The organism is Pannonibacter sp. XCT-53 (genome assembly GCF_009915765.1).
Lineage (GTDB): Bacteria > Pseudomonadota > Alphaproteobacteria > Rhizobiales > Stappiaceae > Pannonibacter > Pannonibacter tanglangensis.
Map to the genome: position 1 here is coordinate 598,508 of NZ_JAABLQ010000001.1, position 24,634 is coordinate 623,141.

Annotated in this window: 21 protein-coding genes; 12 read left to right on the top strand and 9 right to left on the bottom strand. The window is 67.1% G+C overall.

Annotated features, from left to right (window positions below):
- Position 1 precedes the first annotated feature (1 nt).
- The 6 genes from flgC to cckA all read left to right on the top strand — a co-directional run bounded on the left by flgC (position 2) and on the right by cckA (position 5,560).
- Entirely contained in the window at positions 2-412 is a 411-nt protein-coding gene (gene flgC, locus GWI72_RS02750) for a flagellar basal body rod protein FlgC (RefSeq protein ID WP_161675541.1), read from the top strand.
- 28 nt (positions 413-440) lie between these two features.
- Positions 441-752, top strand: a complete 312-nt coding sequence (locus GWI72_RS02755; protein WP_161675543.1) for a flagellar hook-basal body complex protein FliE — start codon at positions 441-443, stop codon at positions 750-752.
- Between the two features lie 39 nt (positions 753-791).
- Positions 792-1,058: a flagellar biosynthesis protein FliQ gene (gene fliQ / locus GWI72_RS02760; protein ID WP_161675545.1), complete on the top strand. Its 267-nt coding sequence runs from the start codon at positions 792-794 to the stop codon at positions 1,056-1,058.
- Positions 1,059-1,071: 13 nt separating this feature from the next.
- Entirely contained in the window at positions 1,072-1,845 is a 774-nt protein-coding gene (fliR, locus tag GWI72_RS02765; protein ID WP_161675547.1) for a flagellar biosynthetic protein FliR, read from the top strand.
- 9 nt (positions 1,846-1,854) lie between these two features.
- A complete protein-coding gene (gene flhB, locus GWI72_RS02770; protein WP_161675549.1) occupies positions 1,855-2,934 on the top strand; it encodes a flagellar biosynthesis protein FlhB in 1,080 nt (359 codons plus the stop codon).
- A gap of 85 nt (positions 2,935-3,019) precedes the next feature.
- The gene (gene cckA / locus GWI72_RS02775; RefSeq protein WP_161675551.1) at positions 3,020-5,560 is read left to right on the top strand and encodes a cell cycle histidine kinase CckA; all 2,541 of its coding nucleotides are present in this window, start codon (positions 3,020-3,022) and stop codon (positions 5,558-5,560) included.
- Between the two features lie 312 nt (positions 5,561-5,872).
- Here the strand turns inward: cckA and GWI72_RS02780 are convergent, their stop codons facing one another.
- The 6 genes from GWI72_RS02780 to GWI72_RS02805 form a co-directional block, all read right to left on the bottom strand.
- Complete coding sequence (locus tag GWI72_RS02780; protein WP_161675552.1) at positions 5,873-6,364, bottom strand: hypothetical protein; 492 nt, start codon at positions 6,362-6,364, stop codon at positions 5,873-5,875.
- Positions 6,365-6,699: 335 nt separating this feature from the next.
- Complete coding sequence (locus GWI72_RS02785) at positions 6,700-8,142, bottom strand: coiled-coil domain-containing protein (protein ID WP_161707808.1); 1,443 nt, start codon at positions 8,140-8,142, stop codon at positions 6,700-6,702.
- Between the two features lie 127 nt (positions 8,143-8,269).
- On the bottom strand, positions 8,270-9,208 hold the full coding sequence (locus GWI72_RS02790) for a DUF6384 family protein (protein WP_161707809.1): 939 nt from the start codon (positions 9,206-9,208) through the stop codon (positions 8,270-8,272).
- A 91-nt stretch (positions 9,209-9,299) separates the two neighbouring features.
- On the bottom strand, positions 9,300-10,469 hold the full coding sequence (locus GWI72_RS02795; protein ID WP_161675554.1) for a cell surface protein: 1,170 nt from the start codon (positions 10,467-10,469) through the stop codon (positions 9,300-9,302).
- A 486-nt stretch (positions 10,470-10,955) separates the two neighbouring features.
- Positions 10,956-11,852, bottom strand: a complete 897-nt coding sequence (locus tag GWI72_RS02800) for a pseudouridine-5'-phosphate glycosidase (protein WP_348272787.1) — start codon at positions 11,850-11,852, stop codon at positions 10,956-10,958.
- Positions 11,853-12,048: 196 nt separating this feature from the next.
- Positions 12,049-13,110 (bottom strand): PfkB family carbohydrate kinase, encoded by a 1,062-nt coding sequence (locus GWI72_RS02805; protein WP_161707810.1) that lies wholly within the window; start codon positions 13,108-13,110, stop codon positions 12,049-12,051.
- Positions 13,111-13,450: 340 nt separating this feature from the next.
- Between GWI72_RS02805 and recA the strand changes: the two genes are divergently transcribed.
- Together recA and alaS are read left to right on the top strand one after the other, a co-directional pair.
- Positions 13,451-14,521: a recombinase RecA gene (gene recA, locus GWI72_RS02810; protein ID WP_161675556.1), complete on the top strand. Its 1,071-nt coding sequence runs from the start codon at positions 13,451-13,453 to the stop codon at positions 14,519-14,521.
- A gap of 429 nt (positions 14,522-14,950) precedes the next feature.
- Positions 14,951-17,611 carry an alanine--tRNA ligase gene (gene alaS, locus GWI72_RS02815; RefSeq protein WP_161707811.1) on the top strand — a complete coding sequence of 887 codons (2,661 nt, stop codon included), beginning with the start codon at positions 14,951-14,953 and terminating at the stop codon, positions 17,609-17,611.
- A 70-nt stretch (positions 17,612-17,681) separates the two neighbouring features.
- On the opposite strand, the gene GWI72_RS02820 is transcribed toward alaS, so the two are convergent.
- The gene (locus GWI72_RS02820) at positions 17,682-19,763 is read right to left on the bottom strand and encodes a putative bifunctional diguanylate cyclase/phosphodiesterase (protein ID WP_161707812.1); all 2,082 of its coding nucleotides are present in this window, start codon (positions 19,761-19,763) and stop codon (positions 17,682-17,684) included.
- Positions 19,764-19,990: 227 nt separating this feature from the next.
- On the opposite strand from GWI72_RS02820, the gene GWI72_RS02825 reads away from it, so the two are divergent.
- A complete protein-coding gene (locus GWI72_RS02825; RefSeq protein WP_161707813.1) occupies positions 19,991-21,220 on the top strand; it encodes a cyclic nucleotide-gated ion channel in 1,230 nt (409 codons plus the stop codon).
- Between the two features lie 23 nt (positions 21,221-21,243).
- Here GWI72_RS02825 and GWI72_RS02830 read toward each other — a convergent pair whose 3' ends face one another.
- The gene (locus GWI72_RS02830; RefSeq protein ID WP_209000041.1) at positions 21,244-21,681 is read right to left on the bottom strand and encodes a hypothetical protein; all 438 of its coding nucleotides are present in this window, start codon (positions 21,679-21,681) and stop codon (positions 21,244-21,246) included.
- A 534-nt stretch (positions 21,682-22,215) separates the two neighbouring features.
- Entirely contained in the window at positions 22,216-23,430 is a 1,215-nt protein-coding gene (locus tag GWI72_RS02835) for an NADP-dependent isocitrate dehydrogenase (protein WP_161707814.1), read from the bottom strand.
- A 129-nt stretch (positions 23,431-23,559) separates the two neighbouring features.
- On the opposite strand from GWI72_RS02835, the gene cutA reads away from it, so the two are divergent.
- Genes cutA through GWI72_RS02850 form a run of 3 tightly spaced genes read left to right on the top strand, consistent with a single transcriptional unit; the run spans position 23,560 to position 24,455 of the window.
- Positions 23,560-23,877 (top strand): divalent-cation tolerance protein CutA, encoded by a 318-nt coding sequence (gene cutA / locus GWI72_RS02840; RefSeq protein WP_161707815.1) that lies wholly within the window; start codon positions 23,560-23,562, stop codon positions 23,875-23,877.
- 60 nt (positions 23,878-23,937) lie between these two features.
- Positions 23,938-24,189, top strand: coding sequence for a type II toxin-antitoxin system Phd/YefM family antitoxin (locus GWI72_RS02845; RefSeq protein WP_106752926.1), 252 nt, complete (start codon positions 23,938-23,940; stop codon positions 24,187-24,189).
- Complete coding sequence (locus tag GWI72_RS02850) at positions 24,186-24,455, top strand: Txe/YoeB family addiction module toxin (protein ID WP_161707816.1); 270 nt, start codon at positions 24,186-24,188, stop codon at positions 24,453-24,455. The genes GWI72_RS02845 and GWI72_RS02850 overlap by 4 nt, the downstream gene beginning before the upstream one ends.
- Positions 24,456-24,634: the final 179 nt, after the last annotated feature.

Below are 24,634 nucleotides of genomic sequence, written 5' to 3' on the forward strand. Positions count from 1 at the left end.
CATGGATCTGGTCAAGTCGCTTTTCATTTCCGCCTCGGGCCTGAAGGCCCAGAACGGGCGCATCCGCGTGATCGCGGAAAACATCGCCAACGCCGATTCCGTCGGCCGGACCCCGGACGAGGATCCCTACCGGCGCAAGATCCCGACCTTCAAGAACGAGTTCGACCGCGAGCTGCAGGCGGAGATCGTCGCGCTCGGTCGCATCGAGGAGGACCGGTCGCAGTTTCCGACCCGCTACGAGCCCGGCCATCCGGCCGCCGACGCGGAAGGAAACGTGCGGATGCCGAACGTCAGCTCGCTGGTGGAGAGCGTCGACATGCGCGAGGCGCAGCGCTCCTACGAGGCCAACCTGAACGTCATCGAAGCCACCCGCCGGATGCTCCAGCGCACCATCGACATCCTGCGCGGCTGAGTGCCCCGCGTCCTGAGGAGGAACAGTCATGTCCATTCCCTCGATTGCCGCCAATGCCTACCAGAACATGGCGCGCATGACCCAGCCGGTCGCCGCCGAGACGGCGGTCGACCCTGTTGCCGGCGCCGACTTCGGCGGCATGGTTCGTGATGCCGTCAACAACGTCGTGGACAATGGCCAGAAGGCCAACGACATGGCCCTCGGCCTGGTGCAGGGCAAGGCGGATGTGGTCGACGTGGTGACCGCGATCGCCGAGACGGAAGTGGCCCTGGAGACCATGGTCACCGTGCGCGACCGGGTGATCGCGGCCTACGAGGAAATCATGCGGATGCCGATCTGAGCGGCAACCGGAGCAGCTTTCTGGCGCAGGACGACAGGCATGACCGGACCTGAAGTGATGGACGTGGCGCGCGAGGGCGTCTGGACCCTGGTGTTGCTGGCGGCGCCGACCATGGTCGTCGGCCTGCTGGTCGGCCTTGTCATCGCCCTGTTCCAGGCCCTGACCCAGATCCAGGAAATGACGCTCGTCTTCGTGCCGAAGATCCTCGCCATCTTCATAACGATGGTGCTGACAATGCCCTTCATGGGCAGCCTGCTCAGCGCCTTCATGAACCGGATCAGCGAGCTGATCCTGCTGACCGGCTGAGGGAGGGCGGGGCGTGACGCTGGAGCTGTCCTTCCTGCCCAACGTGGCCGCCATGTTCATGCTGATGTTCGCAAGGCTCGGCACCATGGTGATGCTGCTGCCGGCCCTGGGGGAATCGGCGATCCCGGTGCGCATGCGCCTGACGATCGCGCTCGGCCTCACGCTGGTCCTTTACCCTGTCGTGTCGCGGTTCTATCCGCAGGACCTGACCTCGAACATCCCGCGCCTCGGCACCTATGTGGCGGGCGAGTTCATCATCGGGTTCGCCATCGGCCTGTCGGCGCGCATGATCACCGCCACGCTGCAGATCGCCGGTACGATCATGGCCAACCAGATCGGCCTGGCCTTCGCGATGGGCGCCGACATGGTCAGCACCGGCCAGCAGGGCGCGCTCATCGGCAACTACCTGTCGATCCTCGCGGTGACGCTGGTCTTTGTCACCGACGCGCATTTTCTCGTCATCGCGGCGCTGCATGACAGCTTCACGCTGTTTCCGCCGGGCAACATCGTGCCGATCGGCGATTTCGCCAAGGTCGCGCTGGACACGTTCTCGCATATCTTCACGATCGCGGTGCGCATGAGCGCGCCGTTCATCGTCGTGGGTCTGGTCTTCTATTTCGGCCTGGGGCTGCTCAACAAGCTCATGCCGCAACTGCAGATCTTCTTCATCTCGATTCCGGTGAGCATCACCTTCGGGATCGCGCTGCTGCTGGTTCTGATCGGGACGATCATGAACTGGTATCTCGGTCACTTCACCGAGCAGCTTGGCCGGTTCACGGCGGGCTGAGGAGGCGCGATGGCCGAGGAAGGTGACGATACCGAGAAAACCGAGGACCCCACGCAAAAACGCCTCATGGAGGCGATCGAGCGCGGGGATGTGGCCAAGTCGCAGGAAGTGTCGACGTGGTTCCTCATGGCCGGAACGGCGATGGTGGTCGCCTTCTTCGCGCCCGGGGCAACACGCGATCTCGGCGCGCATCTCAAGTGGTATCTGGAGCACGCCGACAGCATTCCTGCCGACAGTTTCGCGCTGAAGCAGCTGATGTGGGATGCCGGCGTCGCGCTGATCGCGATCACGGGCGTGCCGTTCATCCTGCTGTTCCTGATGGCCGTGGCCGGCAACGCGATCCAGCACACGCTGATCTTCACGTCCGAGACGATCAAGCCGAAGCTGTCGAAGATCTCGCCCCTGTCCGGCTTCAAGCGTCTGTTTTCCTCCGAGAGCCTGCTCAACTTCGCCAAGGGCCTGATCAAGATCGTGGTGGTCTCGGCGCTCATGGTCGCGGTGCTGTGGCCGCAGCGCGACCGGGCCGAGACGATCATCTTCGCCGACGTGCTCGTGATGCTGCAGGAAAGCCAGCAGCTGATCCTGCAGCTCGTGGGGGCCATCCTCGCCGTGATGACGATCATCGCAGCCGGCGACTATGTCTGGCAGCGGCGCAAGTGGTTCGAGAAGCAGAAGATGAGCCAGCGGGAGATCAAGGAGGAATACAAGCAGACCGAAGGTGATCCGCAGATCAAGGGCAAGATCCGCCAGCTGCGCATGGAGCGCAGCCGCCGTCGCATGATGGCCGCCGTGCCGCAGGCGACCGTGGTCGTGACCAACCCGACCCACTATGCGGTGGCTCTGAGATACGACGAGGGCATGGGGGCGCCGCAGTGCGTCGCCAAGGGCACGGATGCCGTCGCGCTGAAGATCCGCGAGGTCGCGAAGGGCGCCAACGTGCCCGTCATCGAGAACCCGCCGCTGGCGCGCGCGCTTTATGCCAGTGTCGAAATCGACCAGTTCATTCCGGAAGAACACTACAAGGCGGTCGCGGAAGTCATCGGTTTCGTTTACCGGATGCGGAAAACCAAGGGTTGGCGCGCGAATTAGTGTTGCGTCGGTTGAATTTCGCGGCGTCCCGCAGAATGCTGGCACACACGCCGAATCCCGCTCAGCGGGAGGGAGAAGGACTGGAATGAACGAACGGGACGGGGAGCCGGCAGCGCCGGTGGTCGATCGGGGCGAGCGGTCTGGCAACATTGCCGTCCTGCTTGTGCTTGCGCTTGCCCTGGTGGGCGCGGCGACGGCCTTCGCGGTGATGGGGCGTGATGCCTCCGAACCCTATGTTCTGGCGCTGCTCGGCATCCTTGCCGTTGTCGGCGTGTTCTCGCTGTTCGCCGGCGCCATCGGTCTCCTGCGCTTTGCGCCGCGCGCGCCGTCCAATCCGCTCGGCGCTGCCTTCCTCGACAGTCTCGACGAGGGCGCGATGATCACCGACGCCGATGGCCGGCTCATCTACGCCAACCAGGCCTATGCGCAGCTGACAGGTGCCGAAACGGCCGCCGACGTGCGCACGGTCGAGCGGGTGTTCTCCTCCGATCCGGATGCGGCAGACGTGATCTTCCGCCTGTCGCAGGCCATGCGCGAGGGGCGGCGGGCCCAGGAAGAGGTGCGGCTGCCCTATGCGCTGGATGGCAGCGACGGCGGCGCACGCTGGTATCGCGTCATGGTGCGGCCGCTCAACGTGGCGCGCAAGGACGGCGGCTCCGGCCGGCGGCTCACCGTCTGGCAGCTGGCCGACATCACGCGCGACCGCACCGACCAGGAAAGCTCGTTCCAGGAGCTGCAGCGCGTCATCAACTTCCTCGACCATGCGCCGGCCGGTTTCTTCTCCTGCGATGCCCGCGGCAAGCTGGTCTATCTCAATGCCACGCTGGCCGACTGGCTGGGCTTCGACCTTGCGCAGTTCCAGGCCGGCGACATCGCGCTCGCCGACATCATTCGCGGTGACGGGGCCGAGCTGGTCCGCTCCGTGCGCGGCCAGGCCGGCGAGGTGAAGAGCGAGACCTTCGATCTCGACCTTGTGACGCGCAACGGCCGCGGCCTGCCGGCGCGGCTGCTTCACCGGGTGCCCTTCGGGGCCGACGGGATCGCCGGCGACAGCCGCACGCTGGTGCTGAACCGCTCGCGCGGGGAGGAAGTGGCCGAGGCACTGCGCGCGGCGGAAGTGCGCTTTGCCCGTTTCTTCAACAACACGCCCATTGCCATTGCCTCGCTCGACGCCGAGGGCAGGGTGCTGCGCACCAACGCGCCGTTCCTGCGCCTGTTCGGTCCGGCCGGAGATGGCACACGGCTGCAAAGCTTCGTCAGCGAGCAGGGCCGCGAGGAGCTGAGCAAGGCGCTGTCGGCCGCTGCCAAGGGCATCGGCGAAATCGCCCCGCTCGACCTGCCGCTCGCCAATGCGGCCGACGGGCGGTCAGCGACCTTCTATGTCTCGGCGGTGCAGGACGGGGCGGGCGACGGCGAGGTCGCCATTGTCTATGCCCTGGAGACGACCCAGCAGCGCGCGCTGGAGGCGCAGTTCGCGCAGAGCCAGAAGATGCAGGCCATCGGCCAGCTCGCCGGCGGTGTGGCGCATGACTTCAACAACGTCCTGACGGCGATCATCGGCTTCTCGGACCTGCTGCTTGCCAGCCACCGGCCGACCGATCCGTCCTTCCAGGACATCATGAACATCAAGCAGAACGCCAACCGTGCGGCGGGTCTCGTCCGCCAGCTGCTGGCCTTCTCGCGCCGCCAGACGCTCCGGCCGCAGCAGCTGGCGCTCAATGACGTGCTTGCGGATCTGACGGTCCTGCTCGACCGGCTGCTCGGTGAGACCATCGAGCTGAAGATGATGCACGGCCGCGACCTGTGGCCGGTCATGGCCGACGTGAACCAGCTGGAACAGGTGATCATGAACCTGGCGGTGAATGCGCGCGACGCCATGGCGGAAGGCGGGCAGCTCATCATCCGCACCGGCAATGTCAGCGAGCAGGAGTCCACCCGCTTCGAGAACACCCGTGGCATGCCCCCGGGCGAATACACCATGATCGAGGTGGTCGACACCGGCCACGGCATGACGCCGGAGATCATGGAAAAGATCTTCGAGCCGTTCTTCTCCACCAAGGAGGTGGGCAAGGGCACGGGCCTCGGCCTGTCGACCGTCTACGGCATTGTCAAGCAGACCGGCGGCTACATCTTCTGCACCTCGGAAGTTGGTGTCGGCACCACCTTCCGCATCTTCTTCCCGCGCCACATCCCCAAGGAAGCGCCGGTGGTCGAGAAGAAGCCGGTCGAGGAACCGGAAAAGGTCAAGGATCTCACCGGGTCGGCGACCATTCTTCTCGTCGAGGACGAGGAGGCGGTGCGGGCCTTTGCCGCCCGCGCCCTGGCCTCGCGCGGCTACACCGTGCACGAGGCCTCCTCCGGCACCGAGGCGCTTGAGGTGATGGAGGAAACCGGCGGCACCATCGACCTGGTGGTGTCCGATGTGGTCATGCCGGAAATGGATGGCCCGACGCTGCTGGTCGAGCTGCGCAAGACGCGCCCGGACCTCAAGATCATCTTCGTCTCGGGCTATGCCGAGGATGCCTTCGAGGAAAACCTGCCGGAGAACGAGAAGTTCTTCTTCCTGCCGAAGCCCTTCACGCTGAAGCAGCTGGCCACCACCGTGAAGGACGTGCTGTCGAGCTGAGGGGCAATCGGCTGCGGGCGTTGGACCGCCCTCGGTCCTCGCGTCCCTCCGCCGGGCCTGTGTCAGTCGCGCCCGATCACGTGATCCGGAATCCCGGGATGTGGGATGACATGATCCGGCGGCACCGGGGAGGGGAGAGGGGCCGGTCGGTTTCCGCCCCGCCGGTTTTCCCGGTGGACGCGATCATGCCCGAGGCGTGGAACGCCCCGGGAGGGCCGCAAGGTTCATCGTCACGGCGGGGCTTCCGCAGGCGCGCAGACCCGCTCCCTCTCCGGACGCCGGTCCGCCGGCTGTTGCGCGCCAGCGGCGCGGTCACACGGCCGGGCAGCCGGAGGTCTGTTCGGCGCGGGTCTTGAGGCCCTTCAGGCTTTCCATGGTGTTGGCATTGCCCGGCAGGACGAAGCTCTGTTCGAGCGCGGTGCGCGCATTGTTGACCACGGCAAGGTCCTGCACCGCAAGCGTGCTGCAGGGCTGGCCGGTGAAGCGGACGCGCACGCGAATGATCCGGTCGCCGTTGTCGGAGGGACCGAATTCCGCATCAAGCGCCGGATTGGCGCCGGTCATCTTGCGCTCGATCACGACCATGTTGGCATCCTGCTGCACCACCGGCGTGCCGCGCTGCTGCGCGCTTTCGACGAGGGCGGCGCGGACCTGTTCCGGGCTCGCGCCAATGGTGAGCGACTGGGCGCCGGCCGGAACATTCAGCGCCGGCTGGGGAACCGCGACAGGGGCAACGGGCTCGGGGCGCGGCGACTGGCAGGCGGCAAGGCCGGCAAGAAGCGGCAGGACGAGAAGCTGGCGCATGGGAGATCCCTTGTGCTCGAGAGGTTGTGCCCGGCTGGTCGAAGACCCACAGCAGGCCAAAATGTCGTTACGAAAGCCTTAACGCCCGGGGGCCGGCGTCCTGCCGGGCCCTGCGGGCAAACATTGGTCGAGCCCGGTGATACAGGGCCGGCTGGCAAAGGAAAATGCGCCCTTCGACATATCCACGCGTTCCGCTGCCAACTCCGCGGCCAGTCCGGGCACCTGCTTCCGGAGCCTGCCAAAGGGGCCCGGTGTCGACGCGGGGCCCAGCTGGCCGTCCTTCGCGTCCCGACCGCCCAATGCCGTGAGCGCCCCTTCGGTTCCCCCGCGGGCGCTCAGAAGGTTTCGCCCGTCCGGAAGCCGTCGCCGCCGGACCGGTTGCCGCCGCCGGAGCCCCCTCCGAAACCGCCGCCCCAGCCGCCACCTGACCCGCCACCAGACCCGCCGCCGAACCCGCCCTGCAACCCGCCTGGCAACCCGCCCTGCCGGCGGCTGGACGGCTTGCGGCTGTGGGAGCGCTTGGCCCGGGCCCAGTAGTCGGCCCCGGTGATCGCGCCCTTGACCAGCTCGCCCAGCAGGACCGTGGTCAGGTTGTCGTCCTTGAAGGTGGAATCCCAGTCGTCGTAGCCGTTCTGGCGGAACTGGGTCGCCACCTTCGTCAGCTCGTCCCGGCGCCGGGACAGGTCGCGCAGCAGCTCCCGGTCCTGGCGGACCTCGCGGGCGAGATCCTCTGCCTGCGCCTCGAGATCCTGCAGCTGGCGGACGATCTTCTCGTCTTCCGGCGAGGGCGTGTCGAGCGCGGCGCGGAACAGGTCCGTCAGGTCGGTGGCCCGCAGCGCCTCGGCAAGCTTGCCCTCGGCCGCGCGATAGGTGTCGTCGTCGCCGCTGGCGTAGCGCTGCAGCTCGGCGCCGAGGGCCGTGATCTCGTCTTCAAGCGTTTCCAGATCCGCGTCGATCCGCGTCATGCCAGCGACGCGCGCGTCGATCAGGGCGTTGAGATCCTCGCCGGCAAGCCGCGTTGCTGCCTGCCGGGTGGCCTGCTCGAGCGCCTCCGCCGCCGCCCCTGCCTCCGCTTCCACGCGCGTGGCATGGGTCGCCAGCCGCTCGGGGATCTCGGTCAGCATCGCATAGTTGGGACGCGCCTCGTCGTAGCGGATCAGCCCGGCCACCCAGCGATCGAGCGAGCGCACGAGGCCCGTCGAGGCATAGGCAGAGGTGCCGAAGCCGCGTTGCCACAGGTAGAGGAACAAGGGGTCAGCCTCATAGGCCTTGCCCTTTTCGGCCCGGTCGCTGGCGGCTGTCGCGGCCTTGGCCCGCGCGGCCTCGGCCGTTGCCCGGGCCTCTTCGGCCCGTGTCTTCAGCGCCTGATACGCGGCATCGGCGTCAAGATGCGCCGCGAGACTCTGGGACAGGCCCTCGAGCCTGTCCTCAGCCGCATCGCGCTCGTCGGCAAGCTTGCTGCGGTCCCGCTCCAGTTCGGCCCGGCGCGCCTCGCGCTGGCGCAGCTTCTCGTTCAGCGCGGCCAGCTCGCGGGAGCGGGCCTCCAGCAGGTCGCGCGCGCCCCTGGAGGCGCCGTCGAGCCGGCTGTCGATGTCGGCGGCCTTGCCGGTCTCCAGCCGGAACCGGGCGAGGGCGCGGAACGCGTCCCCCTGCTGGGCGTGCAGGTCGGTGATCGAACGCGTGGCCCGTTCGACGCGGTGGTTCAGCTCGGCCTCTTCACGGCGCAGGTCCGCGAGCGCCTGGTCGATGGATCCGAGGGTCTGGCGTCCACTCAGCATGTCACGCAGCTCCTGCTTGGGGCCAGATTGGTGGCCAGACGGGAGGCCAGATTGGGGGCCAGACGGGTGGCAAGCCGGAAGCCGGACCAGGTCTGCCGGCGCGATGCAGCAAGGGCGGAAACGGGGGCTACCATGACGTGATCGCTCCGTCCTCGACCTTCATGGCCCAGTCGATGGCAAGCCGGCCGCGCTGCTTGGTGCCCAGCCGGGCGTTCTGCACGATGCCGTCATTGGCCTTGTCGTCGCGGACGCGGTTGAAAACGGCTTCCGGCACGCGCTGGGCCCACATGGTGACGGTCTTTGCCTTGCGGTCTTCTTCCGAGGTAATGGTCCGCTCGATCGGCGAGCCATCCGGACCGATCGCCTCGACAACCAGATAGAAATTGCGCGTCGACCGGTTGACGTCCGGGATGCGGGTGACACCGGTCGGCGTGCCGGGCCGCGACACGATGCGCACCTCGAAGCGGCTGTTCAGCTCGGCCTCGAGTGCGGCCAGATCGGCAACGGCCTTGCGCGCTGCGGCGATGTCGCGGGCTGCAATGGCCCGGTTGGCGTCGGCAGCCAGCGTGGCCGACTGGGTGAGCGCCTGCGGGTCGTTCGAGACCGCGGCGATGGCGGCGGTCAGGCGGCCGACGTCGCCGGGAAGCAACGTCGAGAGTTCCTGGGCCAGGGCAGCCGCCGCCCGCTCCCGCGGGGCCACGACCAGCGTCTGCCAGCCGACGACGGCGGCAACCACGATGGCGACCGCGATGCCGCCGACCCGGGCGATCCGGCCCCTGCGGATGTAGGCAAGGGCCAGCAGACGGGAGACCCCGGCCGCTGGCGGCGCGTAGACGAAGCGGTCCTGCTTCAGCCCGGCCACGCCCTGTTCCAGGATGTGATCCGGAACGGTAATGCCCTGGGAGGCATAGATCTCGCGCAGGCGGGTGATCAGGGCGGCGTCGGACAGATCGCGGCCCAGCTCCCGCTGCACCAGCGCATCGTCATGGCGCAGCGTGTCGACCACGTCCATCGCCATCATCAGGTCATCAAGGGGCGCCTGCCCGGGTCTTGCCGTTTCGGCCATCACTGTCCTCCGGCCCAGATATGGGCCCGCGGAATACATGCGCAAGACATCCGGCCCCGCGTGGCCTCAGCCGGGCGGGGCCGGGGCGGGGTCAGCGCAGCGCATTCCCTTCCGCTGCCAGCTTCGCGAGGCGGCGCTTGCCGTCCTCGACTGCCAGGCGGATCTCTTCCGAGTTCTTCGTCGACATCTCGCGCATCTCGTTGATGATGGTGCGCGAGTTCTCCTGGAACGAGATGACGCTGTCGACCAGCTTCTTGACGGAGGCGGCCTGCACGGTCGGGCCGTAGCCGGCCTTCAGCGCGGCTTCCTGCACGGCGCCGCCAATCTCTGCAAGGGTTTCCAGGCTCTTGTTGACGCCATCCTTCATGGCGTTGAGCGTCTCGGTCGATTCATGCAGGCCCTGCAGCCCGGTGAAGGAGGCGTTCAGCGCGGTCAGCACGGATTCGTTGGTGGAGAAGAAGCTCACCGACTGGGCGTAGACCCGCTCCTTGGCGTTGGTCGTCTGCATCAGACGGGCCATGATCACCTCGGAGGTGTTGTAGCCGATCGTCAGGTTGTCGGAGAGGTCCTTAGCGACCTGGTAGCGCTTCTCCTCGTCCTGCATCAGGCGCATCTTCTCGTCGCGCGCCAGCTCCAGCCGGGCCTTGGCTGCCGGATCGGTGCCGGCATAGGCGGCAACCTCGGCCGACGCGGCCTCCAGGGCCACCTTGGCGTCATTGAGCCGGGCGGTCGCGGTGTTGAGCACCTCCAGCGCCAGCACCTCCGCCTGCTTCAGCGCGCCGCGATAGTCGCGGTAGGCGTTGAGGATCGTCTGCTCGCGCTGGATCTGGTCCTTGGTGTCGCGGGCGACCTCGATGTAGGTCTTGCGGATGTCGTCGAAGCGGTCGGAAATCGTGCCGCGGCGCATGTCACGCCACTTGTTCGACAGGTTTTCCATGAAGGACAGCTTGCCGTCCGCCAGCTGATCGACGAGGGCCTTGGCATCGTCGCGGATGGAGTTGAACGCCTCGGTGATCGCCTCGTAGCGCTCGCCGATGTTCATGGCACGGATCTCGTTGCGCACGACCTCGTTGAAGGTCGAGGACTGGCCGAGGGTCCGGGTGATCACGGCGATCCGGTCCGGCGACAGGTCGGAGATCTGCTCCAGCAGGGCGTTGATCGGGGCGTCGGCCTGGGTCTCCGGCATGAGCCCCATGTCGCGCAGGGCGCCAACGGCCTTGTCCAGATACTGGAGGGGAGAAAGCGCAGTCGTCTCGGTCATTTGCCGCTCCTTGTTCACCTGTGGCGGGTCACGTCTCCGCCGGCCGCCGTCCCGGGCACCTGTATCCCGGAGCGCGACCCTGCCTGTGCCCGCCTTGCCGCCGTCAGGGGTCCGGGTGACTTTGCCCCGGCCCTGCAGCCCTTGTCCCTTGTCTGCTGCCGACAGCGACCGTCACCGGCCTTGCGCAGTGCACACGAGTAGGTCAGCCCCCCGCGGTGAAGTCAACGCCTTGGCGGGACATGTCAATCATATCCGTCTGCCCTGTAACCGGAACGTGACACTGCGGCAGCTTGCTCCCCGGGCTCGTCCGGGGCGCCTGCAGAGGCAGGAGACAGGGGACACGGAGCAGCGCGTGAGGCCGGGGCGCAAGGGGCGAGGCCCATCCCGGGACGTCCGCCAGAGGGGACGTCTGCCAGAGGGGACGTCTGCCAGTGGGGACGTCCGCCCGGGGGACGCTGGTGTCAGGCCTGCCCGGGCGGCACGGTCTCAGGCTGCGAGCGCGACGGCGATGGCTGCGGCGAGGCGGGCATTGTTGCGCACCAGCGCGATGTTGGTGACAAGGCTGCGGCCACCGGTCAGCTCGTAGATCAGCGCGAGCACGAAGGGCGTCACGGCCTTGCCGCGAATGCCGCGGCGCTCGGCCTCGGCGATGGCCGTGTCGATGTAGCCGGCCATCTCGGCCTGCGGGATCTCGCTCTCCGCAGGGACCGGATTGGCCACCAGCACGCCGCCATGGTCACCGAAGAGCTGGCGGGCCCGGATCAGGCGGGCGAGTTCGGCCGGGGTGTCGAGGCGGTAGGGCGAGGCAAGCCCGCTCAGGCGCGACCAGAAGGCGGGAACCTCGTCCACCCCGTAGGAGACCACCGGAACGCCGCGCGTCTCCAGCACTTCCAGCGTCTTGGGAATGTCGAGGAGCGCCTTGGCGCCGGCGCAGACGACGCAGACCGGCGTCCGCGACAGCTCGTCGAGGTCGGCGGAAATGTCGAAGCTGGTCTCCGCGCCCTTGTGCACGCCGCCGATGCCGCCGGTGGCGAAAACGGCGATGCCGGCGGCATGCGCCGCCATCATGGTGGCCGCAACCGTGGTGGAACCGGGACGCCCGGTCGCAATGGCGATGGCCAGATCGGCGCGCGAGCATTTCATCACGCCGGTCGCCTGGCCGAGGCGTTCCAGATCAGCGTCGTCGAGACCGATGCGGATGCGGCCGTCGAGCACCGCGATCGTGGCCGGGACCGCCCCGGCCGCGCGGATGTCGGCCTCCACCTGCCGGGCGGTCTCGACGTTCTGCGGCCACGGCATGCCATGCGTGATGATGGTGGATTCCAGCGCCACCACCGGGCGACCGGCTGAACGGGCCTCGGCAACTTCCTGCGAAAACTGCAAGAGCCCGCTCAGATCGCGAGGCAGGTCGGAATGCGGGCCATTCAACGGGCCAGCTGCCACGTCAGAACGGGCGGTGTCGGATGCGGACAAGGCGGATCCCTTCAATGTCTGGTGGCCGGGGCCGCGGCGCGGCAGGGCCGGCCTCGGGCGGCGCCCGGCGGGGTCTGTGGCTTATAGCGGCAGGGGACGGCCGCGTTCAATCTCTCCCGGTCGGAGTGTCCGGCGCCGGCAGGAACACGTCACTGTCGGTCTCCGGTTCATGGTCGAGCGCCTCGTCCGGGTGGCCGGCCGTGTCCGGTCCGCTCCCGGCGCAGTCACCGGCTCCCGCTCCGGTTCCAGTTCCGGTTCCAGTTCCAGTTCCGGCCGGGGCGATTGCCGGCCAGGACAGGCCGGCTGCGACCGCGCCGGTGGCCTCCAGCGTCAGGCGCGCGGCGCGCAGACCGGCAATGGCGGCGTCCTCCAGCGACAGGCTGCGGGCAAGTCCGGCCAGCGTCCCGGCGATCAGCGCATCGCCCGCGCCGGTGACGTCGACCACCTGGGCGGCCGGGGGCTCCAGCTGGAAGGGCTCGCCGTTCTCGACCAGCGTCAGGGGCGCGCCGCCGTCGCTCAGGACCACGCGGCGCGGTCCGAGTGCGGCCACGGCAAGGGCCAGCGGCACCGCCGGCGTTTCCTCGGCAAAGCCCGTCCAGGCGGCGGCCTCCGCACGGTTCAGGAAGACGAGATCCAGCCGGCCCGACAGCACGGCGAGCTTCGGCGCCTTGGCGCGCGACACGGCGTCGGCGACAAGCATCCGCTCGCCTGCCGCCTCCGCCAGCGCGGCCAGCGCGGCCTCGGGCAGGTTGGTCTCGCAGAACCAGACCGGCGCGGCCGCCAGCAACGGCGCCACGGCGGCGACGAAATCCTCGTCGAGACTTTCGGTGATCGCCGTGTCGCAGATGGCGCCGGCGAGGCTGCCGTCGGGATCATGCAGGGCAAGGTATCGGCCCGTCGCCAGGCTGGTGCGGGCGAGGGCGCCGACGTCAAGACCCTCCTCGGCGAGCTGTCGGGCCAGCGCCGTGCCGTCGGCGTCCTGACCGATTGCCCCGGCGAGGCGGACCGGCACCGCGAGCCGCGCCAGGGCCCGGGCCACGTTGGTGGCCACGCCGCCCGGCGTCATCCTGATCGTGCCGGGCGTGGACGTCTCGCGCAGGACCGCGCGCTCGCCATGGGCGATGAGATCGGCGTGGACGGCGCCAAGACAGGCGATGGCGCTGGGCATGGACATCGGGCACCTGGGGCAAGGGGGCATGCAGGGGGGCGGTGGCAGTCCGGCCGGGCCGGGTTTCCGGTCCGGAGCCGCGCCGCCTCTCCCCGGGCGTAGCAGGGCCGCCGTCAGCGGGCAAGGCGGGTGATTCTGGCGCGGCCGTGAAACGTGTTTCGCAAGCTGCAAAATGCCCTAGCGGAAGTTTGTGGGTCACGTCTGCCGAACATACACGGAACAAACTGATTTTTCTCACGAAATTTCAATTCGCTAAAAGCGCTTGGCAAGTGAGAACAAAGACGGTACAAAAGCGCAGTTTGAAACAGCGGGTCCGTCGTGGAATAAGGAGCCTCGCACCATGTCGCAAAGTTCACTTCGCCTTGTAGAGAGCAGCCAGATGGACAAGACCAAAGCGCTCGACGCCGCGCTGTCGCAGATTGAACGGGCCTTCGGCAAGGGATCCATCATGCGGATGGGCCAGGGTCAGGCCGTGGAAGTGCAGACCGTGTCGACCGGCTCGCTGAGCCTCGACATCGCGCTGGGCATCGGCGGGCTGCCGAAGGGCCGCATCGTCGAGATCTACGGGCCGGAATCTTCGGGCAAGACCACGCTTGCCCTGCACACCATCGCCGAGGCCCAGAAGAGCGGTGGCATCTGCGCCTTCATCGACGCAGAGCATGCGCTTGATCCGGTCTATGCCCGCAAGCTGGGCGTCAATCTTGATGACCTGCTGATCTCGCAGCCGGACGCCGGCGAGCAGGCGCTCGAGATTGCCGACACGCTGGTGCGGTCCGGTGCAATCGAGGTGCTGGTCATCGACTCCGTTGCCGCCCTGACGCCGAAAGCCGAGCTGGAAGGCGAGATGGGCGACAACCTGCCGGGCATGCAGGCCCGCCTGATGAGCCAGGCGCTGCGCAAGCTCACGGCCTCGATCTCCAAGTCGAACTGCATGGTGATCTTCATCAACCAGATCCGCATGAAGATCGGCGTCATGTTCGGGTCGCCGGAGACGACGACCGGCGGCAACGCGCTGAAATTCTATGCCTCCGTCCGTCTCGACATCCGCCGCATCGGGTCGATCAAGGACCGTGAGGAGGTTGTCGGCAACCAGACCCGCGTCAAGGTGGTCAAGAACAAGCTTGCGCCTCCGTTCCGTCAGGTCGAGTTCGACATCATCTACGGCGAGGGCGTCTCGAAGATGGGCGAGCTGATCGACCTTGGCGTCAAGGCCGGCATCGTCGAGAAGTCGGGTGCCTGGTTCTCCTACAACAGCCAGCGCCTCGGTCAGGGCCGCGAGAACGCCAAGCAGTTCCTGCGCGACAATGCCGAGGTCGCGGCCGAGATCGAGCTTGCGATCCGCCAGAACGCCGGCATCCTCGCCGATGCGATCATTGCCGACGACAGCGACGGCCCGGCCATGGACGAGTGACAGGGGCGGGGCCGGACGCCGCCTGCCGGGGCTCTCCGGCAGGCCGCCCCGGCCCGCCCGTCTTTCTCGGTCGCCTTGCGCGGGCCGATACCGGGGCGCCTCGCGCAGCCCATGCCTCTTCTTCCGGCCCCTTTTCGACCCCGTCGCGTAGGCCCCCTCATTCTTCTCCTCTCTCGTCTCCCCGCAAGGCAGTCTGGTGCTCGTCAGGCTGCAGATCGGCGTCCTGGCTCGCGGGCGATGCAAGGCCTGTCCGCTCCTCCGGTCACGCGGCTGGACACACCCGGGAGCGAAAGATAAAAGGCGTTAATTGCTTGCGCGGGAGGACCGCCCGGCCATGGACCACGACGGACCTGGGCGGGACGGGATCCGGCCAAGAGGGTCCGGACACACCAGTCCGGGCCTCGAGAAAGAGCCAAGAGCGAGACCCAGATGAGCGGCGTTAACGAGATCAGATCAGCGTTTCTGGACTACTTTGCCAAGAACGATCACCAGGTGGTGGAGTCCAGCCCGCTGGTGCCGCGCAACGATCCGACGCTGATGTTCACGAACGCCGGCATGGTGCAGTTCAAGAACGTCTTCACGGGGCTGGAGAAGCGCGACTACCAGCGCGCGGCCACCTCGCAGAAGGTCGTGCGCGCCGGCGGCAAGCACAATGATCTCGACAACGTCGGCTACACCGCCCGCCATCACACCTTCTTCGAGATGCTGGGCAACTTCTCGTTCGGCGACTACTTCAAGGAACGGGCCATCGAGCTGGCCTGGAACCTGATCACCAAGGAATACGGCCTGCCGAAGGACCGTCTGACCGTCACGGTCTTTTCCGAGGACGACGAGGCGCATGGCCTGTGGAAGAAGATCGCGGGCCTCAGCGACAGCAAGATCATCCGCATCCCGACGGCCGACAATTTCTGGTCGATGGGCGACACCGGTCCTTGCGGTCCGTGTTCCGAGATCTTCTACGATCATGGCGACCACATCTGGGGCGGCCCTCCGGGATCGGCCGAGCAGGACGGCGACCGCTTCATCGAGGTCTGGAACCTCGTCTTCATGCAGTATGAGCAGACCCACGAAGGGCGTCTGCCGCTGCCGCGCCCGTCCATCGACACCGGCATGGGCCTGGAGCGCATCGCCGCCGTGCTGCAGGGCGTGCATGACAACTACGACATCGACCTGTTCCGCGCCCTGATCTCCGCGTCCGTCAACGCCACCGGCGTCGAGGCGGATGGCGCGGCACGGGCCAGCCACCGGGTGATCGCCGACCACCTGCGCTCGTCCTGCTTCCTGATTGCCGACGGCGTGCTGCCGTCCAACGAGGGCCGTGGCTATGTCCTGCGCCGCATCATGCGTCGCGGCATGCGGCATGCGCATCTGCTGGGTGCCCGCGAACCGCTGATGTGGAAGCTGGTGCCGGCCCTGATCCGCGAGATGGGTCGGGCCTATCCGGAGCTGGTGCGCGCCGAGGCGCTCATCACCGAAACGCTCCGCCTCGAGGAAACCCGCTTCCGCAAGACGCTCGAGCGTGGTCTTGGCCTGCTCGACACGGCAACCTCGGATCTGGCCGAGGGTGGCGAGCTCGACGGGGAGACCGCCTTCAAGCTCTATGACACCTACGGCTTCCCGCTGGACCTGACGCAGGATGCCCTGCGCGCCCGCGGCATCGGCGTCGACACGGCCGGCTTTGCCGCCGCCATGGAACGCCAGAAGGCCGAGGCGCGTGCGGCGTGGTCCGGCTCGGGCGAGGCAGCCACCGACACGGTCTGGTTCGCGCTCAAGGAAAAGTGCGGCGCAACGGAATTCCTCGGCTACGAGACCGAGCAGGCCGAGGGTGCCGTGCTGGCGCTCGTCACGGAGGGCAACGAAGTCGCCGAACTGGCGGCCGGCCAGAGCGGCTTCGTCATCCTGAACCAGACGCCCTTCTACGGCGAATCGGGTGGTCAGGTCGGCGACACCGGCCTGATCCGCGCGACCGGCGTGAAGGCGACGGTGACCGACACGCAGAAGAAGGCCGATGGCCTGTTCATTCACGCGGTGACGGTGGAGGAGGGGGCGCTGACCGCCGGCCTCGCGCTCGAGCTGACCGTCGACCATGGCCGCCGCAGCCAGGTCCGCTCCAACCATTCCGCCACGCACCTGATCCACGAGGCGCTGCGCGAGGTGCTGGGCGGTCATGTGGCGCAGAAGGGCTCGCTGGTCACGGCCGACCGGCTGCGCTTCGACTTCTCCCATCCCAAGCCCATGTCGGACGACGAGCTGAAGGTCGTCGAGGCCTATGCCAACGAGATCGTGTTGCAGAACGCCCCGGTCGACACCCGGCTGATGGCCGTCGATGACGCCATCGAAAGCGGCGCCATGGCGCTGTTCGGCGAGAAATACGGCGAGGAAGTCCGCGTCGTCAGCATGGGCACGGCCCTGCATGGGGCCAAGGCGGGCAAGGCCTATTCGGTGGAGCTTTGCGGTGGCACCCACGTGCGCCGCACCGGTGACATCGGCCTCGTGCGCCTGGTCGCGGAAGGGGCGGTTGCCGCCGGCGTCCGCCGCATCGAGGCGCTGACGGGGACGGCCGCCCGCGCCTATCTGGACGAGCAGGACCAGCGCGTGCGCGAGATCGCCGGTCTGCTGAAGGTCGGCCCTGCGGAGATCACCGCCCGCGTCGCCCAGCTGGTCGATGACCGTCGCCGGCTGGAAAAGGAACTGGCCGAGGCGAAGAAGAAGCTGGCCATGGGCGGAAGCAGCGAGGGCGCAGCGGCCGCCGTGCGGTCCGTCGGGCGCTTCCAGCTGCTCGCCCGCATTGTCGAGGGCATCAACCCGAAGGACCTGAAGGGACTTGCCGACGAGGCCATGGCCCAGGTGGGGTCTGGCGTGGTGGTGCTGATCAGCCGGGCCGATGATGGCAAGGCCGCGATCGTGACGGCCGTGTCCAAGGATCTCACCGGCGCGGTGAGCGCCGTCGACCTGGTCAAGATCGGGTCGGAGGCGCTTGGCGGCAAGGGCGGTGGTGGCCGGCCCGACATGGCCCAGGCCGGCGGACCGGACGGCGACAAGGCCGAGGCTGCGGTTGCAGCCCTTGAGGCCCATCTCGCCAGCCTCTGAACGACCGCGACCCTCCGTCCTGGAGACACAGGGGCCGCCGGACATCCGGCGGCCTTTTTTGTGACTGCGTTCAGCCGGGAGGGCCGGGCGTCCGTGCCAGCCAGGCGTGAATGGCATCCGGGTCCATTGTCGGGCGGCAGATGTGATAGCCCTGGGCCAGATCGCAGCCGATCGACCGCAGGAAGGCATATTGCTCCGCAGTCTCCACGCCTTCGGCAACCACGCTCATGCCCAGCCCGTGCGCCAGCTCGACCATGGCCCGCACGATCACCGCATCCTGGCCACCGTCCTGGATGTTCATGATGAAGGAGCGGTCGATCTTGATGCCGCTCACCGGAAACTGCTTCAGGTGGGTGAGCGAGGCATAGCCGGTGCCGAAGTCGTCCAGGATGAAGCGGAAACCAAGGTCGCGAAGGTCATGCAGGGTTCGCGTGATCTGGTCGATCGAGCGGTCCAGCAGCGTGTTCTCGGTGATCTCGAGCTCGATATGCGCGGGACGCAGACCGAAGCGACCAAGGGTCTCCATCAGCATGTCCGGGAAGGACGTGCATTTCAGCTGTGTCGTCTCGAGGTTGACGGCGGCAAAGCCCGGGTCCAGCCCCTCGGCAATCAGGCCGGCCAGCTTGGCGCAGGTCCGGTCGAGGATGGCCTGCCCCAGCGCAAGCCCCATCCCGGCATCTTCCGCCACGGCCACGAATTCCGCCGGCGACACGGGGGTGCCGTTGCAGGTCCAGCGGGCCAGTGCCTCGAAGCCGACATGCGCGCCGCTGCGCACGTCGATGACCGGCTGGAACGCGGTTCCGATGGTGCCCAGCATCATCGCGTCCGCCAGATCCTCGCGCATCTGCGCCCGGCGCCGCAGCCGCTCCCCGAGGTCCTGGTTGAACAGCGTCCAGCCGTTGCGACCGTTTTCCTTGGTGCGATAGAGCGCCGTGTCGGCGTTCTTGAACAGGTCGGTTGCCGTCATGCCGTCGCGGGGGAACAGCGCGATGCCCATGGAGACGCCCGGCCGCAGCAGCCGGCCCTGGATGTTGATTTCCTCGGTGAGCGCCCGGTGCAGGTTGCGGGCAACCACCGCGCAGGCGTCCTCCTGGGCAAAGCCCGTCGCCAGGACGGCAAACTCGTCCCCGCCCAGCCGGGCGATCGTGTCCTCGGCGCGCAGCGCCTTGCGCAGCCGGTCCGCCATGGTCCGCAGGACCTGGTCACCCGCCGCATGGCCGAGCGTGTCGTTGATGGTCTTGAAGTGGTCGATGTCCAGCATGAACAGCGCCCCCGAGCGGTCCCCGGTGCGCTGGCCCCGCAGCACGGTGTTGAGCGCGTCCAGCATCAGCGCCCGGTTGGCAAGTCCGGTGAGCGCGTCGGTTTCTGCCGTCCGCCGGATCACGGCTTCCGCGTCCTTCAGCGCGGTCACGTCGGTCCTCACGCCGACGATGTTGCCCGAGGCGGAGCAACGCTCGCGCACATGCAGCCAGCGGCCATTGGGCAGCTGCTGGATCAGGGCGGTCGGCGGGGGCGAGAGATGGGCGGACAGCCGGCGGCGCAGCCACTCCTCGTGGTCCTCGCTGGTCTCGCCGGCGTCGAGATACTGTCCGGCCGCCAGTCCGTAGCGCAGGATGTCCTCGAACCGGGCACCGATGCGGATCGCCGGCGAGGACAGGGCGTAGAGCTTCTTGTAGGCCGCGTTGAACAGGATCAGCCTGTCATTGGCGTCATAGGCGGCGATCGCATCGGGGATGGTCTCGATCACGTCGTCCAGGAGCGCGCGGGCATCCTCGGCCTCGCGTTGCGCGGCCACCCAGGGGTCGTTGTTGATGGCAAGACCCAGGGCCGCGACGATGCGTCCCTTCTGCTGCACCGGCACAAGCGTTGTGTCGAAATAGGACAGGCCCTGACGCGTTGCGACCTTGCGGGTGTAGCGCACGGTCTCGCCGGCAAGGGCCCGGTCATGGGCCCTGAGCCATTCGCAAGCCTGATCGCCGGGGATCCAGCTCTGGTCCGGGCGGCTGCCGCGGAGATCACCGAACGCCTCCCGATCCGCGCGGTTCTGGTAAATGTAGCAGCCTGACCTGTCGACGACCCAGACGCCGTGGGGCAGGTCGTCCATGGCCCTGTAGTTTTCCACGATGTCGTCATTCAGAGCTTGAACTGCCATAACGGAACCTGCCGGGAAAGACTATGAGTAGTCCTGCGTCAGGGTTACACCCAAGCATCAAGGAGACGTTAATCGACAAGCGCTGCAGAGTTTAAATTGATATACTCAAATATTCCTATGTCTTTTATTGCATTCGACCGAAATGCGCAGGACCGCATCCGCGGGGGCCGGGATTTGCCGCGGACCTCGCCCCCGTGCCAAAAGGAAGGGCATCCGGGAGCAAGGGCATGGCATCACTGAAGACCGATCTCTATCGCTGGCTTGAGGACAGCCGCGACGGCGACGTGGTGGCACGGTGGATCAACGCCGCGCTGATCCTGCTCGTGCTGGTCACGGTGGCGATTTCCGTCCTCGAAACGGTGCCGGGCATCGATGCGGCCTCGGGGGGCTGGCTGGCCGACGTGCAGATGGTCGCCGGGCTGGTGTTTCTGGGCGAGTACCTGGCGCGGCTTTATGTCGCCGACCTGCATCCGCCGCTGCGGCGCCATGGTCCCGTCGCGGCGCGTCTGCGCTATGCGGTGCAGCCGATGGCGCTGATCGACCTGCTCGCGGTCTTGCCCTTGCTGCTGGTGCTCGTGTTGCCGGTCTCGGCCCTGCCGGCCCTGGCGGTGCTGCGGCTGCTGCGCTTCCTCAAGCTGGTGCGCTACTCGCCCGCGCTGCGGTCCCTGGTCTCTGCCGTCGTCGGCGAGCGCCGGGCCTTGCTCGGCAGCCTGTTCATCGTCTGTGGTGTCATTCTGGTGGCCTCGACGCTGATGTACATGGTCGAGCATGACGTGCAGCCGGACGTGTTCGGCAGCATCCCGCTGGCGGCCTGGTGGGCCGTCACCACGGCCACCACGACCGGTTACGGCGATGCCGTGCCGGTAACGCCGCTCGGCCGGCTGATTGCCGCCGTGGTGATGATGACCGGGTATGCGCTGCTGGCGCTGCCTGTCGGCATCATTGCCTCGGCCTTCGCGCGCGAGGTGCACAGCCGGGACTTCGTCGTCACCTGGTCGATGGTCTCGCGCGTGCCGCTGTTTGAGGATCTCAACGCGGCCGAGGTGGCGGAGATCGCCAAGCTCTTGCGCTCCCATACGGTGCTGGCCGGTGAGGTGATTGCCGAGCGGGGTGATGCGGCCCATTGCATGTATTTCGTCGCGGCCGGGGAGGTGCAGGTCGATCTGCCCACCGAAACCGTCCGGCTCGGGGAGGGGGCCTTCTTCGGCGAACTGGCCCTGCTGCGGCAGCGGCGGCGGGCCGCGACCGTGCGCGCGGTCACCCGGACACAGCTTCTCGTGCTCGACGCCGGGGCGCTGCGTCAGTTGCTGCTGCGCAATCCCCACATTGCGGCCCGCATCGAGCGCGAGGCTGCAAGCCGTGAGGCCTGGGGCCAGCGCAGCGCAGGCGACATTGCCGAGGAAGAACTGACCCAGGCCGAGGCGCTCGACATTCCCCCCGACGCCGGGTCACGCTGAGGTGACGCCAGGCGGCCCCGCGCTTACTGGGGGATCAGACCGGCCGGAAGCCGTTCATAGAGCGGCTGGCCGTACCAGAAGGCATCGGTCGGGCCGATGGCGAAATCGATGATGTTCCAGCGGCCGTTCGCCTCGCGCAGCAGCGCGTAGAGGCTGGCATCGCCGCTGATCTCGGCAAGGTCCGCCAGCATGGTCTGGCTGAGGTCGATTGCCTTGCCGCCGGGGCGCTGCGGCAGCAGGATGACGAAGGCCCAGCCTTCGGCGACCTGCATCCGCTCGACCACGAACTCGACCGGCGCGCCAAGCCGGGCTTCCATCATCGGCCGGACGGCATCGTTGATCGCGGCCCGTTCGGCGCTGCCGCGCGCCGGCTCATAGGCGCCGGCGGCAAGAGACGGCTCTGCGAAGGCAAGGGTCAGCGCAAGGCTGGCTGCGGCAATCAGGCTGGTCTTCCGGAACATGGCCATCCTCGAATCGGGCTGAGAGACTGGCCCTGACGATAGCCCGGGTGTGCCTGTTCCGGAATGCCGGCGCGGCGGCAGCGCGCGAAACATATGGGGTGGAGTTGTTGGGGGAGTGCGAGACAGGCCCTCAAGGGGAGGGATATGCGCGGAAGTGCCATCGCAGAGCCCACGTCATCCCGGCCCAGCTGAGCGTCAGCGAAGCGCCGAGCCGGGATCCAGACATCAGCCGCGCGGAGCGCGACAGACTTGATCCAACCCTTGCGGCTCCGGCGAAGATGCATTTGCGCATCGCTGATGCTGGCACATGGTCTGTGTTCTTGTGCTCGTTCGCGCTCGCGGCTGCTCTGCGTTGATGCGCTCGCTGGCGCTTGCACTGGTACGCTGGATTCCGGATCTGCGGTTCGCGTTCGCTCACCTTGTCCGGAATGACGGAGCGAGAGCAGCCTTCAAGCAAAAGGCGCGGCTCGGGGGCCGCGCCTTGAGCTGTGTCATTGGTGGAAAGGCCGCCCTCAGGCCGCCCTCAGGCAGCCCTCAGGCGCCCATCGCCTTCTTCAGGTTCTCGTCGATCTTGTCGAGGAAGCCGGTGGTGGTCATCCAGCCCTGGTCCGGACCGACCAGGAGGGCGAGGTCCTTGGTCATGAAGCCGGATTCGACCGTGTCGATGCAGACCTTTTCCAGCGTCAGGGCGAAGTTCAGGAGCGCATCGTTGTTGTCCAGCTTGGCGCGGTGGGCCAGACCGCGGGTCCAGGCGAAGATCGAGGCGATCGGGTTGGTCGAGGTCTGCTCGCCGCGCTGGTGCTGGCGGTAGTGGCGGGTGACGGTGCCGTGGGCAGCTTCCGCCTCCACCGTCTGGCCGTCCGGCGTCATCAGCACCGAGGTCATGAGACCGAGCGAGCCGAAGCCCTGCGCGACGATGTCGGACTGCACGTCGCCGTCATAGTTCTTGCAGGCCCAGACATAGCCGCCCGACCACTTCAGCGCCGAGGCGACCATGTCGTCGATCAGGCGGTGTTCGTACCAGATCTTCTTGGCCTCGTAGGCTGCCTTGAATTCCCGGTCGAAGACCTCCTGGAACAGGTCCTTGAAGCGGCCGTCATAGGCCTTGAGGATCGTGTTCTTGGTCGACAGGTAGCAGGGCACGCCGCGCTGCAGGGCGTAGTTGAACGAGGCGCGGGCGAAGTCGATGATCGAGTCGTCGAGGTTGTACATCGCCATGGCGACGCCGGCGGACGGTGCGTCATAGACGTCATGCTCGATCACGGCGCCATCGTCGCCGACGAACTTGATGGTCAGCTTGCCCTTGCCCGGGAACCGGAAGTCGGTGGCGCGGTACTGGTCACCGAAGGCGTGGCGGCCGACGATGATCGGCTGGGTCCAGCCCGGCACCAGACGGGGCACGTTGCTCATGATGATCGGCTCGCGGAAGATCACGCCGCCGAGGATGTTGCGGATGGTGCCGTTCGGGCTCTTCCACATCTTCTTCAGGCCGAACTCGGCCACGCGCGCCTCATCGGGGGTGATGGTTGCGCATTTGACGCCGACGCCGTGCTTCTTGATCGCGTTGGCCGCGTCGACGGTGATCTGGTCTTCCGTCTCGTCGCGCTTCTGGATCGACAGGTCGTAATAGTCGAGGGTCAGGTCCAGATAGGGAAAGATCAGCTTGTCCTTGATGAACTGCCAGATGATGCGGGTCATCTCGTCGCCGTCGATATCGACGACCGGGTTCGCTACCTTGATCTTTGCCATGGGTCGGGCCTCGTCTGGGGATGAGAGATTGTGTGCGGCTGTATACGATTTTGTTCCCGTTCAGGCAAGGGGCTGCCGGATCGGCATCTTGCCGGATGGGGCGGTCGAGCGGAAGGGTAGGACAGGATGATGACGCTTGCGGTGTGCACGACGACGGAAACACGGGAAGACGCGCAGAAAATTGCCCGCGCCTGTGTCGCGGCGCGGCTGGCGGCCTGCGTCCACATTGAGGAGATCGCCAGCATCTATGTCTGGCAGGGCGACGTGCAGGAAGGGCGTGAGTTCCGCCTGACGATGAAGACGACGGCCGAGGCCTATCCGGCGCTGGAGACGCTGATCCGGCAACTGCATGCCTATGACCTTCCGGCGATCTACGCCTTCGAGGTGGTAACCGGGAGTGCCGGTTATCTGGACTGGGTGCGGGGGGAAGTTGATCCCAAAACGTGACGGATCGTTGAAGTGTACAGAATTCTGTGCATATAATTCAGCCCAATGAGGAGCTGTGTCATGGACGTCATCACCTACACCGATGCTCGCGCGTCCTTGAAGGACGTGATGGACCGGGTCATTCATGACCGCGTCGAGGTGATCGTCACCCGCAAGAAGCGGGAGGCCGTCGTGATCATGTCGCTCGACGAGTTCAACGCGATCCAGGAAACGCTGCATCTGCAGAAGAGCCCGGAGAACGCGCGGCGGCTGCAGGCTTCGATTGCCCAGCTGACAGCCGGTGAAGGCAAGGAGCACGAGATCGACCTGTGAAGCTCGTCTTTTCCGACCATGCTTGGGACGATTATCTCTGGTGGCAGTTACCCGGACGGGAAAAGGGGCTTGAACGGGTCAACATCCTGATCCTTTCAACGCGCAGGCAACCCTTTTCCGGCATCGGCAAGCCCGAACCGCTCAAGGGCGACCTCACGGGCTGGTGGTCGCGCCGCATCACGGATGATCACCGCTTCGTCTATCGGGTCAGCGGCAAGGACATCACCCAAAGCCTCGAGATCGCACAGCTGCGCTATCATTATTGAGAGTGCTGCTACGCAGGACAGCGCGGATAGGAGGCAAGGCGGAGTTCACAAGGGGGCTGCCCGCTGTCTTGCGATTGTTGTCGCAGGACACATGACGACGCGTCGAGGCCTTGCCGCATGCGCCCTCTCCCCCCTTGAGGGGGAGATGCCCCCGGAGGGGGCAGAGGGGGGTGTTCTGC